We start from the raw sequence: 12,840 nt of genomic DNA on the forward strand, positions 1-12,840 counted from the left end.
GCTGTTACCGGCGGACCGCGCGGACGTGTGTAACCGGGGGTAACATGCGAATCCCGTGTGACCTTCGCCGCTCACCCGCTCAGGGGTGTGCAGCGCGGTTACCCGCAAGTAGCATGGGGACTGAGCGCGCGCTCAGTGGAGCCTCGCTCAGCGCATCGCAGCAGTGCCATCCCGCACCCTGGAGGAGAGCCATCGTGCCTCGTACCGTCAGGGATGTCGTCTTCGTCGACGGCGTCCGCACCCCGTTCGGCAAGGCGGGCCCGAAGGGCATCTACCACGAGACCCGCGCCGACGACCTCGTCGTGAAGGCGATCCGGGAGCTGCTGCGCCGCAACCCCGGGCTCGACCCGAAGAAGATCGACGAGGTCGCCATCGCCGCGACCACGCAGATCGGCGACCAGGGTCTGACCCTGGGGCGCACCGCGGGCATTCTCGCCGGGCTGCCGCAGTCGGTCCCGGGTTACTCCATCGACCGGATGTGCGCGGGCGCGCTGACCGCCGTCACCGCCACCGCCGGTTCGATCGCCTTCGGTGCCTACGACGCCGTCATCGCCGGTGGCGTGGAGCACATGGGCCGCCACCCCATGGGCGAGGGCGTCGACCCGAACCCGCGGTTCGTGAGCGAGAAGCTCGTCGACGAGTCGGCCCTGTTCATGGGCATGACCGCCGAGAACCTGCACGACCGTTACCCGCACATCACCAAGCTGCGCGCCGACGAGTACGCCGTGCGCTCGCAGGAGAAGGCCGCCAAGGCGTACGCCAACGGCAAGATCCAGCAGGACCTGGTGCCGATCTCGGTGCGCAACACCAACGACCAGGTCGGCGAGACCGGCTGGGGTCTGGTGACCGCCGACGAGCCGATGCGGCCGGGGACCACCCTGGAGAACCTGAGCGGGCTCAAGACGCCCTTCCGGGTGCACGGGCGGGTCACCGCCGGTAACGCGGCCGGTCTGAACGACGGCGCCACCGCGTCGATCATCGCGTCCGAGGACTTCGCGCGCGAGAACAACCTGCCCGTCAAGATGCGCCTCGTCTCGTACGCCTTCGTCGGCGTCGAGCCCGAGGTCATGGGCTACGGGCCGATCCCGGCGACCGAGAAGGCGCTCGCCAAGGCGGGCCTCGGCATCGGTGACATCGGTCTGTTCGAGGTCAACGAGGCCTTCGCCGTCCAGGTCCTGGCCTTCCTCGACCACTACGGCATCGCGGACGACGACGCACGCGTGAACCAGTACGGCGGTGCCATCGCCTTCGGTCACCCGCTGGCCTCGTCGGGTGTGCGTCTGATGACGCAGCTCGCCCGCCAGTTCGAGGAGCAGCCGGAGGTCCGTTACGGCCTGACCACGATGTGCGTCGGCTTCGGCATGGGCGCGACGGTCGTCTGGGAGAACCCGCACCACAAGGACGCCGGAGGCGACAAGTGAGCACCACCACTGAGCTGTTGAAGGGCGCGGCCGAGCTGTTCCCCGACGAGGTCGTGACGTCCGCGCACGTACGCCACCTCGACCTGCCGTTCGGCGCCGGCCGTTTCGCGCTGATCACGCTCGACAACGGCTTCGACCACACCAAGCCGACCACCTTCGGTCCGGCCTCGCTGGCGAACCTGAGCATCGCCATCGACCAGGTCGAGAAGGAGGCGTCGGCCGGCGAGATCGTCGGTGTCGGCGTCACCGGCAAGCCGTTCATCTTCGCGGTCGGCGCGGACCTCAAGGGCGTAGAGCTCCTGAAGAACCACGACGACGCGCTCGCCATCGGCAAGGGCGGCCACGAGGTCTTCAAGCGGCTGTCCGGGATCGCCGTCCCGACCTTCGCCTACTACAACGGTGCCGCCATGGGCGGTGGCGTCGAGGTCGGTCTGCACTGCGCGTACCGTACGGTCTCGAAGGCCATCGCGGCCTTCTCGCTCCCCGAGGTCTTCCTCGGCCTGGTCCCGGGCTGGGGCGGCTGCACGATCCTGCCGAACCTCATCGGCGCGGACCGTGCGGTGAGCGTGATCATCGAGAACTCGCTCAACCAGAACAAGCAGCTCAAGGGCCAGCAGGTCCTCGAACTGGGCATCGCCGACGCGCTGTTCGAGGGCGCGGACTTCCTGGAGCAGTCGCTGATCTGGACGGCTTCCGTCCTCAAGGGTGACATCGAGGTCGTACGTCCGGCCATCGACCGCGGCGACGCCTGGGACCAGGCGGTCGCGAAGGGCCGCTTCATCGCGGACAGCAAGGTGCACGGCGCCGCTCCGGCCGCGTACCGCGCGCTGGACATCATCGCCGCGGCCAAGAACGGCGACCTCCAGCAGGGATACGACGCCGAGGACGTAGCCCTCGCCGACCTGATCATGGGCGGCGAACTCCGGTCCGGCATCTACGCGTTCAACCTCGTCCAGAAGCGCGGCAAGCGCCCCGCCGGTGCGCCGGACAAGTCGCTGGCCCGTCCGGTCACCAAGGTCGGTGTCGTGGGCGCCGGCCTGATGGCCTCGCAGCTCGCGCTGCTCTTCCTGCGCCGCCTTGAAGTGCCGGTCGTGCTGACCGACATCGACCAGGAGCGCGTCGACAAGGGTGTGGGCTACGTCCACGCCGAGATCGACAAGCTGCTCGGCAAGGGCCGTGTCAACCAGGACAAGGCCAACCGCCTCAAGGCCCTGGTCACCGGTGTCCTGGACAAGGCCGAGGGCTTCTCCGACGCCGACTTCATCATCGAGGCCGTCTTCGAGGAGATCGGCGTCAAGCAGCAGGTGTTCGCGGAGGTCGAGGCGGTCGCCCCGGCGCACGCGATCCTCGCGACGAACACGTCTTCGCTGTCGGTGACGGAGATGGCGTCGAAGCTGAAGAACCCCGAGCGGGTCGTGGGCTTCCACTTCTTCAACCCGGTCGCGATCCTGCCGCTGCTGGAGATCGTGCGCGGCGAGCAGACGGACGACGCCTCGCTGGCCACGGCGTTCGGTGTCGCCAAGAAGCTGAAGAAGACCGCGGTGCTGGTGAAGGACGCCCCGGCGTTCGTCGTCAACCGGATCCTCACGCGCTTCATGGGCGAGATCCAGAACGTGATCGACGAGGGTACGTCGGTCGAGGTCGCGGAGAAGGCGGTGGAGCCGCTGGGGCTGCCGATGTCTCCGCTGGTGCTGCTGGAGCTGGTCGGTCCGGCGATCGGGCTGCATGTGTCCGAGACCCTCAACCGGGCGTTCCCGGACCGGTTCACGGTCTCCCCGAACCTCGCCGCCGTCGTCAAGGCCGGCAAGCGTGGCTTCTACGTGTACGACAGTGGGAAGCCCGAGCTGGATCCCGAGGTCGCCGCGCTGCTGAAGCAGGGGGATGTCTCCCTGACCGAGGAGCAGGTACGGGACCGGGTGCTCGACGCGGTCGCCCAGGAGATCGGGCTCATGCTCGACGAGGGTGTCGTGGCCGAGGCGCAGGACATCGACCTGTGCCTGATCACTGGCGCGGGGTGGCCCTTCCACCTGGGTGGGATCACGCCCTACCTGGACCGTGAGGGTGTCTCCGAGCGGGTGAACGGGAAGCGGTTCCTGGAGGCCGGGGTGGCTTCCGTCCCCGCGTAACGGTTCGTCGGTGGTGCCGAGTGCCCTGCATGCCCTGGTGGCGTGCGGGGCATTTGGTTTCGCCCCCGCCGCCCCTACCCGTCCCATCCCTGGGGGCTGCGCCCCCAGACCCCTGCTTCGGCCCTGAACGGGCCTTGTCCTCAAACGCCGGACGGGCTGAGATGCCTGGGCCTGGGCAGTAGAAGCGGCGGGGGCTGGTGGGCGGGGAAGAAGCTGGCGCGGTCCGGCCCGGCCCATTTCAGCCCCTCCGGCGTTTGAGGAGCGGGGGTTCGGGGGCGGAGCCCCCGAGGATGGGACGGGTAGGGGCGGCGGGGGCGAAAGAACCCCCCGTCACACCGTCCGCCATGCCTCCAGGGCCAGGCCTGGTTCCTGTTTTCTGCGGGTGACCCTCAGTTCTCCGCCGCCGGGTATCGCCGTCGCGGCGACCACCCCGCCGTCCGCGTCCTGGGCCAGTGACACCCTTGCGTTCAGGGGGAGTTGGGGGCCCGACTCGGTCCACCACGCGCCCGCCGACTCCTGCTCGGTCGGATACGCGGCGAACGCCACCCGCCCGCTCGACGACCGCTGGGCCAGCAGCGTGCAGTCGACCTCGTCCAGGGTGCACCTCAGGACCGAGACGGGGCCGGGACCCGCGCCCGGGAGCAGCTCGACCGGCTCACTGCCCGGGCGCCACGCGCACACCGTGTCCGTCTCGTCCAGGTAGAACAGCGTCACGTGCTCGTCGGACGTGACCAGCGCCCGCAGAGTGCCCGGACGGGCCGTCGCCTTCAGCGGGGTCTCGTCGAGTTCCGGGATCCAGCCGGGGCCGCCCTGCGTCCAGCGCAGGATGCCGTGGGGCGAGTTGCCGTACAGCTCGACGCGTCCGGACGTACGCGTGACGGCCGTCAACTGTTCTTCCATGTCGTGGCCCTTGAGGTCGCGCCAGGGGCCCCAGCCGCCGCGCTCCTTCTGGCCGCGCATGCTGACACCGCCCACCGCGTTCCGTACGAAGACATGCGCGCGGCCCTCGGCGTCGACAGCGACCGCCGGTACGCCGGTCCAGTCGCCCTGCTGGTTCGGGTGGCCGAGGCGCGTCCAGTCGAGGGCGGCGAGTGCGGGCCGGAAGTGCGTGGTGTGGACGAGGCCGGCCTCACCCTTGACCGTCGGCCGCCAGGCCGCCAAGTGGGCGTATTCGTCGGCGCCTTGGCCGACTCCGAGCATCGGGTGCACGCGCTGGTCGCCGCCGAGGTGTCTGGGCGCGAGCCAGGGCCCGCCGGGCCAGGACTCCGCGCGGCAGACGATCGCGTCTCCCACGGCGTCGTACGTGCTCAGCCGGCCGTCGCGGCCCCGTATGAGCCAGTCGCCGTTGACCGACTCGGGACGCTCCGCAGCCGTGGTCGCGGAAGGAGGAACAATGGGCACTGGACCACTTTAGTGTGCTCTTACCTTGGCCGCGCCGCCCGGCCCCTCATCCGGTACCTGTGATTCCGCCACCGCGTGCGACCCTGATTCCCATGGACGCCCCCCTGCTCGTGATCGTCGACGCCGCGAATGTCGTCGGCTCGGTACCCGACGGCTGGTGGCGGGACCGGCGCGGGGCGGCGGAACGCCTCCGGGACCGGCTGACGGCGTACGCGGAGAGCGGGTTGCCGGGGCGGCCGGGGCCCCTGGAGATCGTCCTCGTGGTCGAGGGCGCGGCCCGCGGGGTCGATTCGGTTGCGGGTGTACGGGTCGAGTCGGCTCCCGGCAGCGGGGACGACCGGATGGTCGAGCTGGTCGCCGAGGCCGGGGGGCGGGAGTGTCTCGTCGTCACCGCTGACCGGGAACTGCGGCGCAGGGTCGGGGAGTTGGGCGCCGAGGTCACCGGGCCCCGTACGGTACGGAATTAGCGCACCGCACGCAGCCCGGTGGTCGACTCGGCTGATCGCTCGGCTCAGTTGCCCTTGGCCGGGGGCTTCAGCACCTGGCCCACCGTCGTCTCCTCCTCGCGGCCGAGACGGCTGTGGGAGCGGCCGTACACGAAGTACACGAGGAAGCCGAGCGCCATCCAGATTCCGAACCGCAGCCAGGTCTCGGTGGGCAGGTTCAGCATCAGCCAGAACGACGCGAGCACCGACAGGACCGGGATGAACGGCACCCACGGGGTGCGGAAGGCCCGGTGCAGGTCGGGGCGGGACCTACGGAGGATGATCACGCCGATCGCGACGACCACGAAGGCGAACAGCGTGCCGATGTTCACGAGTTCGGCGAGCTCGCTCAGTGGGGTGAAGCCGGCGAGGATCGCGATGACCACGCCCAGCAGGATCGTCGGGCGGTGCGGGGTCTTGAACCGCGGGTGGACGTGGGAGAAGAAGCGGGGCAGCAGACCGTCGCGGCTCATCGCGAAGAAGACCCGGGTCTGGCCCAGCAACAAGATCATGCAGACCGTTGTCAGGCCTACCGCGGCGCCGAAGCTGATGAAGCCCGCGAACCACGGATGCCCGGTGGCCTTGAAGGCGTCGGCGAGCGGTGCGGTGATGGACAGTTCGGTGTAGTGCTGCATGCCGGTCACCACGATCGACACCAGGACGTAGAGGGTGGTGCAGATGATGAGTGAGCCGATGATGCCCCGGGGCATGTCCCGTTGCGGGTTCCTCGTCTCCTCGGCGGCCGTGGCCACGACGTCGAAGCCGATGAAGGCGAAGAAGACGACCGAGGCGGCCGTGAAGATGCCCATCACGCCGAAGTTCGAGGGTGCCCAGCCGAACATCAGCTGGATCAGCGGCGATTGGAGGCTGTCGCCGGCCGGCACCTCCTGCGCCTTGGGGATGAACGGGTCGTAGTTGTCGCTCTTGATGAAGAAGGCGCCCGCAATGATCACGGTCAGCACGACCGTCACCTTGATGGCGACGACGATCGAGGTCACGCGCGCCGAGAGCTTCGTGCCGAGCACGAGGATGCCGGTCAGCACCAGGACCAGCGCGGCGGCGAGGATGTCGAAGCCGAAGCCGTCGGCCCCGTCTCTGCCGCTGAGCGCCGCCGGCAGGTGCCAGCCGGCGTTGTCGAGGAGCGAGTCGATGTAGCCGGACCAGCCGACGGCGACCACCGCCGTGCCGAGCGCGAACTCCAGCACCAGGTCCCAGCCGATGATCCAGGCGGGCAGCTCACCGAGCGAGGCGTACGAGAACGTGTACGCGGATCCGGCCACCGGCACCGTGGACGCGAACTCGGCGTAGCAGAGCGCCGCGAGCGCGCACACGACGCCGGCGACCGCGAAGGCCAGGGCGACGGAGGGGCCCGCGTTGTTCCTGGCGACCGTGCCGGTGAGGACGAAGATGCCGGTGCCGATGATGACGCCGACGCCGAAGACCGTCAGGTCCAGCGCCGACAGGGATTTCTTGAGCGCGTGCTCTGGTTCCTCGGTGTCGAGGATGGACTGCTCGACCTTCTTCGTCCTGAAGAGGGTGCTGCTCACGGACGTACCTCCCACGCTGTGTCGTCCCGGACATGATCGAGAGGGGGCGTGGTGCGTATGCCCTGACACCAGGGATTTCACGCTAATGGGCCGGTCTCACCACCGTAAAGGGTGGGGAGACCGGCCCATTGGGGCTATTCCGCGGTTCAGTCGCGGGCGGGCTCCACCGAGTCGACCTCGGCCGGCTCGAACCGGCCGTCGATCTTCGAGACCAGGCCGGTGACCTGGCGGGCGATGTCCGGCGCGGTCAGGCCGATCTCCGCCATGACCTCGGCCCGGGAGGCGTGGTCGAGGAAGCGCGGCGGAATACCGAAGTCACGCAGCGGTACGTCGACTCCGGCGTCCCGCAGTGCCTGTGCGACGGCCGAACCGACGCCGCCCACCCGGGAGTTGTCCTCGACGGTGACGACGACGCGGTGCCGTTCGGCGAGCGGCGCCATGGCCTCGTCGACCGGCTTGACCCAGCGCGGGTCGACGACGGTCGTGGAGATGCCCTGCTGGTCGAGCAGCCCGGCGATCTCCAGGCACATGGGGGCCAGCGCGCCCACGGAGACGAGGAGCACATCCGGCGTGTCGGTGCCGGGTTCACGCAGGACGTCCATGCCGCCGACGCGTCCCACGGCGGGTACGGCGGGGCCGACGGCGCCCTTCGAGAAGCGGACGACGGTCGGCGCGTCGTCGACCTGGACGGCCTCGCGCAGCTGGGCGCGGACCTGGTCGGCGTCGCGCGGAGCGGCAAGTCTGAGGCCGGGTACGACCTGGAGGATCGACATGTCCCACATACCGTTGTGGGAGGCGCCGTCGGTGCCGGTGACGCCGGCCCGGTCGAGCACGAACGTCACGCCGCACTTGTGCAGCGCCACGTCCATGAGGACCTGGTCGAAGGCCCGGTTCAGGAAGGTGGCGTACACCGCGAAGACGGGGTGCACTCCCCCGGTGGCGAGTCCGGCCGCCGAGACGGCGCCGTGCTGCTCCGCGATGCCGACGTCGTAGATACGGTCCGGGAAGGCGTCCGCGAACTTCTTCAGACCGACGGGCTGGAGCATCGCGGCCGTGATGGCGACGATGTCCTGTCGCTCGTGGCCCAGCTTGACCATCTCGTCGCCGAAGACGGAGGTCCAGTCGGCGCCGGAGGCCTTGACCGGCAGGCCGGTGTCGGGGTGGATGGGGCCGATGCCGTGGAAGCGGTCGGCCTCGTCCTGGAGGGCGGGCTGGTAGCCGCGGCCCTTCTCGGTGAGGCAGTGCACGATGACGGGCCCGCCGAAGCGCTTCGCCCGCGCCAGCGCGGACTCCAGTGCCTCGATGTCGTGGCCGTCGATGGGGCCGACGTACTTGAGCCCGAGGTCCTCGAACATGCCCTGCGGGGCGATGAAGTCCTTGAGGCCCTTCTTGGCGCCGTGCAGGGTCTCGTACAGCGGCCTGCCGACGACCGGGGTCCGCTCCAGCAGATCCTTGCCCCTGGCGAGGAACCGCTCGTAGCCGTCGGTCGTGCGCAGGGTGGCCAGGTGGTTGGCGAGCCCGCCGATGGTGGGCGCGTACGAGCGCTCGTTGTCGTTGACGACGATGACCAGCGGGCGGTCCTTGGCGTCGGCGATGTTGTTCAGCGCCTCCCAGGCCATGCCGCCGGTGAGCGCGCCGTCGCCGATCACGGCGACCACGTGGTGGTCGTCGCGTTTGTGGACCTGGTTGGCTTTCGCGAGGCCGTCGGCCCAGCCCAGGACCGTCGAGGCGTGCGAGTTCTCGATGACGTCGTGCTCGGACTCGGCCTGCGAGGGGTAGCCCGACAGGCCGCCCTTCATCTTCAGCTTGGAGAAGTCCTGGCGGCCGGTGAGCAGTTTGTGGACGTAGGACTGGTGCCCCGTGTCCCACAGCACCTTGTCCTTCGGCGAGTCGAAGACGCGATGCAGCGCGATGGTGAGCTCGACGACACCGAGGTTGGGGCCGAGGTGGCCGCCGGTCTTGGAAACCGCGTCGACGAGGAAGGTCCGGATCTCCTCGGCCAGCTGGTCCAGCTGCTCCAGGCTGAGCCGGTCAAGATCGCGCGGTCCCTTGATGCGGGTCAGCAGCGGCACCCGTGCCTCCTTGCAGTAGAGCTGATCGAGCTTTCGCCGGGCGTGTCGAGTCTAGTGTTCCGCCTTTGCGACCGACGCCCGGCCTCTGCGTGATACGTCACGCGATCGGCCGTACCCAACAACCATCGCTTCTATGACACGCCTGTGGCCCGGCATCACGTTCGATACCGGGCCACAGGAGCGCCCTTCAGGGGCGCGGGGAACTGCGCGATCAGCCACAGCGGGCCAGCAGTAAACAACCCACCCGCACCCCTACGGCGCCATCAAGCTCGACCGGCCGCCTTCTGACTCTTACGGGACACCGAGTCGATGACAACCGCACCCAGCAGCACCGCACCAGTGATCATGTACTGGATCGACGTGTTCATGTTCAGCAGATCCAGACCCGTCTGGATCGACTGGATCACCAGCATGCCCAGCAGCGCCGACCACACCGTGCCACGCCCGCCGAAGAGGCTGGTCCCACCGATGACCGCCGCCGCGATCGCCAGCATCAGCGTGTTGCCGCCACCGGACGTCAGCGAAGCGCTCTGCGTCTGACCGGCGAAGAACATGCCGCCGATCGCCGCGAAACCACCGGCGATCGCGAAGACCGCGATCCGGATCAGCGGGACGTTGATACCCGCACGCCGCGCCGCCTCGATGCCGCCGCCGACCGCGAAGACCTTGCGGCCGAACGTCGTACGCCGCAGCACGAAGTCCACGATCACCAGGCACGCGAGGAAGATCACCAGCGCGTTGGACACGCCGGAGGCGGAGTTCAGCACGTACGCCGAGACGAACGCGGCCACCGCGAGCGCACCGACGCGCAGCGCGATCTCGGCGTTGGTCCGGTAGGGCACTCCCGCGTCCTTGCGGCGGCGCTGCTCGATGATCGATCCGGCGAGCAGGGAGACGACCCCGAGGCCGGCCAGCAGATAGGCGCCGATGATGGCCTGGTCCATGAAGAAGGACCGCTGCCCGAGGAGGTGCACCGGGCCGGTGTCGGGGATGTTGATGGTGCCGGTCGAGCCGAGCAGCCACAGCATCAGGCCGTTCCAGCCGAGGAAGCCGGCCAGGGTGACCACGAAGGCCGGTACGCCGAGTTTGGCGAAGAACCAGCCGTGCAGGCTGCCGATACCGACACCGACAGCAATGGTCAGCAGCAGGGAGAGCCAGACGTTCACCCCGTGGTTGACCACGAACACGGCGAACAGCGTGGACGCCAGGCCGCTGACGGAGGCGACGGACAGGTCGATCTCGCCGAGCAGCAGCACGAACACCAGGCCGATGGCGATCATGCCGGTGGCCGACAGGTAGAAGCTGATGTTGGACAGGTTCTCGGCACTGAGGAACCGGTCGTTCTTCACCTGGAAGATGGTCCAGATGACGATCAGACCGATGACGACCGGCAGGGAGCCGATCTCGCCGCCCTTCACCTTGCGCTTGAACTCGGTCCAGTAGCCCTTCAGGCCCTCTTCGCGGACCAGCAGACGCGGGTCGACGACCTGCACGGGCGCGGCCGTGGGGTCGTCGGCGGGGGCCACGGTGGCCTGAGTCTTGACCACGCCGTCCTTCTTCACTGACTTCGACGTGTCGCTCACTTCGCGGCCTCCGTGCTGCGACGCCCCGCACGACGGGTCACGGCGTTTTCCGTGGCCCCGGTGATGGCGGAGATGATCTCTTCCTGACTGGTGTCCTTCACGGAGAAGGAACCGTTGTTCTTGCCCAGGCGCAGCACGGCGACCGTGTCGGCGACCGCTTTGACATCGGCCATGTTGTGGCTGATGAGGATGATGCCGAGGTTGCGCTCGCGCAGCCGCTCGACGAGGTCGAGAACCTGTGCGGTCTGCTCGACGCCGAGGGCGGCGGTGGGCTCGTCGAGGATGACGACCTTGGGGTCGCCGATCAGCGCGCGGGCGATGGCGACGACCTGGCGCTGTCCGCCGGAGAGACTCGCGATCGGGATGCGCACGCTGGGGATACGGATGGAGAGCGTGCTCAGCAGTTCACGCGAGTTCTTCTCCATCGTGACCTCGTCGATGACGCCGCGGCGCAGCAGCTCGCGTCCGAGGTAGAGGTTGCCGACCACATCGAGGTTGTCGCACAGCGCGAGGTCCTGGTAGACCGTCGCGACGCCGAGTCCCTGGGCGTCGTGCGGCCTGTTGATGCTGACCGGCCTGCCCTCCCACTCGATGACGCCGTCATCGATGGGATGCACACCCGCGATCGTCTTGACCAGGGTGGACTTTCCTGCGCCGTTGTCGCCGACGAGCGCGACCACTTCTCCGGCGTGGACCTCCAGTTCGACATCGGTGAGGGCCTGCACCGCACCGAATCGCTTAGAGACTCCGCGCAACGCCAACACGGGCGTAGCGGACACGTGAACCATCTCCTTCGCCGCCTGACCGGCGGGGATGCCGCGCTGTCAAAGGGCGCGGAGGGTTGTGCACAAGGCACTGGTTTACAAGGTGAACATGCGCGATCCCGCTGCCGATGGCAACGGTTCCGTCCGACGCCCGTCCCGGCAGCGGGGTATGAAGGCCGGGGCGGGCGTCGGACAGGTCTCGCGGGACCGCCGGGCGGTCATGTCCGGGTGAGCGCCCGTGAGAGCGCCCACCCGGTGCCGGCGGACTCCTTTGTGCACTGGCGTGCCTACTGCAGACCGGCGGTCTTGCAGGCGGCGGCGAACTCGCCGGTGCAGATCTCGGCGACCGTGTACAGCTTGTCCTTGATCACGGTGTCCTCGATGTTGTCCTTGTTCAGCGTGACCGGGGTCAGCAGGTTCGAGGGCACCTCGTCACCGGAACCGCTGGTCAGCTTCGTGGCGGCCAGCGAGTCGATGCTCTTGCCGTCCAGCAGGGCGACGGCCAGCTCGGCGGCGCCATCGGCCTCGGGCTTGTACGCCTTGTAGATCGTGCTGGCCTGCGTGCCGGCGAGGATCCGCTGGATGCTGCTGAGCTCGGCGTCCTGACCGGTCAGCGGAACGGTGCTGATGCCCGCGCCCTTGAGGACGGTGGCGATGCCGCCGGCCATGCCGTCGTTGGCCGAGTAGACGCCCGCGATGTTCTTGGCGCCCAGCTGGGTGATGGCGGCGGACATCTTCTGGGCGGCGACCTTGTCGTCCCAGTCGCCGGCCTGCTCGTAGGCGATGTCGACCTTGCCGTCGAGGACGCTGTGGGCGCCCTTCTTGAACAGCGCGGCGTTCGGGTCCGAGGCCAGGCCGTTGATCATGACGACCTTGGCCTTCGGGGTGGCCTTGTCGCCCATCGCGTCGAGCAGGGACTGGCCCTGGAGCTGGCCGACCTTCTCGTTGTCGAAGGAGATGTACGCGGAGACCGGGCCCTGGGCGAGACGGTCGTACGCGACGACCTTGATGCCCTTGTCGACCGCGGCCTGGATGGAGGACTTGATGGCGGCGGAGTCCACGGCGCTGATCGCGATGACCTTGACGCCCTTGGTGATCATGCTGCTGACCTGCTGGGCCTGCGTGGCCGCGCTGCCCGCCGCGTTGGCGTACTCCAACTTGCAGTCGGCGCAGAGCTCCTTGACCTTCGCGTCGAAGTACGGCTTGTCGAACTTGGCGTAGCGGGTGGTGACACTGTCGGGCAGGAGCAGGCCGATCGACTTGTCCGAGCCGCCGCTGCCGCTGTCGGAGTCGTCGTCGCCGGCCTTGCCACAGGCGGCCACGGCGAAAGCCATGGAAACAGCCGTGGTACCGATCACGATTCTGCGCATCGTCGCGTTCATTCTGGTGGTGCCTCCCTGACAGGGCCGCAACGCTGCGGCCGAGGTGGCTGGAAGTCAAC

9 protein-coding genes are annotated in these 12,840 nt (G+C 68.7%); 3 read left to right on the forward strand and 6 right to left on the reverse strand.

Going from position 1 to position 12,840, the window contains the following annotated elements:
* Positions 1 to 194: 194 nt before the first annotated feature.
* Positions 195 to 1,421 (forward strand): thiolase family protein, encoded by a 1,227-nt coding sequence (locus ACH4TV_RS24505; protein ID WP_398401487.1) that lies wholly within the window; start codon positions 195 to 197, stop codon positions 1,419 to 1,421.
* Positions 1,418 to 3,547: a 3-hydroxyacyl-CoA dehydrogenase NAD-binding domain-containing protein gene (locus ACH4TV_RS24510; RefSeq protein WP_398401489.1), complete on the forward strand. Its 2,130-nt coding sequence runs from the start codon at positions 1,418 to 1,420 to the stop codon at positions 3,545 to 3,547. Before ACH4TV_RS24505 ends, ACH4TV_RS24510 begins: the two co-directional genes overlap by 4 nt.
* A 330-nt stretch (positions 3,548 to 3,877) precedes the next feature.
* Here the strand turns inward: ACH4TV_RS24510 and ACH4TV_RS24515 are convergent, their stop codons facing one another.
* Positions 3,878 to 4,948 (reverse strand): hypothetical protein, encoded by a 1,071-nt coding sequence (locus ACH4TV_RS24515; protein WP_398401491.1) that lies wholly within the window; start codon positions 4,946 to 4,948, stop codon positions 3,878 to 3,880.
* A gap of 92 nt (positions 4,949 to 5,040) precedes the next feature.
* On the opposite strand from ACH4TV_RS24515, the gene ACH4TV_RS24520 reads away from it, so the two are divergent.
* Complete coding sequence (locus tag ACH4TV_RS24520) at positions 5,041 to 5,415, forward strand: NTP pyrophosphohydrolase (RefSeq protein WP_398401493.1); 375 nt, start codon at positions 5,041 to 5,043, stop codon at positions 5,413 to 5,415.
* Between the two features lie 44 nt (positions 5,416 to 5,459).
* On the opposite strand, the gene ACH4TV_RS24525 is transcribed toward ACH4TV_RS24520, so the two are convergent.
* The 5 genes from ACH4TV_RS24525 to ACH4TV_RS24545 all read right to left on the reverse strand — a co-directional run bounded on the left by ACH4TV_RS24525 (position 5,460) and on the right by ACH4TV_RS24545 (position 12,781).
* The gene (locus ACH4TV_RS24525) at positions 5,460 to 6,980 is read right to left on the reverse strand and encodes an amino acid permease (RefSeq protein WP_398401495.1); all 1,521 of its coding nucleotides are present in this window, start codon (positions 6,978 to 6,980) and stop codon (positions 5,460 to 5,462) included.
* A gap of 146 nt (positions 6,981 to 7,126) precedes the next feature.
* The gene (dxs, locus tag ACH4TV_RS24530; protein ID WP_398401497.1) at positions 7,127 to 9,052 is read right to left on the reverse strand and encodes a 1-deoxy-D-xylulose-5-phosphate synthase; all 1,926 of its coding nucleotides are present in this window, start codon (positions 9,050 to 9,052) and stop codon (positions 7,127 to 7,129) included.
* A 263-nt stretch (positions 9,053 to 9,315) separates the two neighbouring features.
* A complete protein-coding gene (locus ACH4TV_RS24535) occupies positions 9,316 to 10,635 on the reverse strand; it encodes a sugar ABC transporter permease (protein ID WP_398401499.1) in 1,320 nt (439 codons plus the stop codon).
* Positions 10,632 to 11,423 carry an ATP-binding cassette domain-containing protein gene (locus ACH4TV_RS24540; protein ID WP_398401501.1) on the reverse strand — a complete coding sequence of 264 codons (792 nt, stop codon included), beginning with the start codon at positions 11,421 to 11,423 and terminating at the stop codon, positions 10,632 to 10,634. The genes ACH4TV_RS24535 and ACH4TV_RS24540 overlap by 4 nt, the downstream gene beginning before the upstream one ends.
* A 263-nt stretch (positions 11,424 to 11,686) precedes the next feature.
* Positions 11,687 to 12,781, reverse strand: coding sequence for a sugar ABC transporter substrate-binding protein (locus tag ACH4TV_RS24545; protein ID WP_398401503.1), 1,095 nt, complete (start codon positions 12,779 to 12,781; stop codon positions 11,687 to 11,689).
* Positions 12,782 to 12,840: the final 59 nt, after the last annotated feature.

Origin of the sequence: Streptomyces sp. NPDC020898 (genome assembly GCF_044333925.1) — a bacterium.
Lineage (GTDB): Bacteria > Actinomycetota > Actinomycetes > Streptomycetales > Streptomycetaceae > Streptomyces.

Excerpts from the sequence above, each read along its gene's own strand:
- ACH4TV_RS24520 (WP_398401493.1), top strand. The coding sequence starts at position 5,041 with ATGGACGCCCCCCTGCTCGTGATCGTCGACGCCGCGAATGTCGTCGGC.
- ACH4TV_RS24540 (WP_398401501.1), bottom strand. The coding sequence starts at position 11,423 with ATGGTTCACGTGTCCGCTACGCCCGTGTTGGCGTTGCGCGGAGTCTCT.
- ACH4TV_RS24545 (WP_398401503.1), bottom strand. The coding sequence starts at position 12,781 with ATGAACGCGACGATGCGCAGAATCGTGATCGGTACCACGGCTGTTTCC.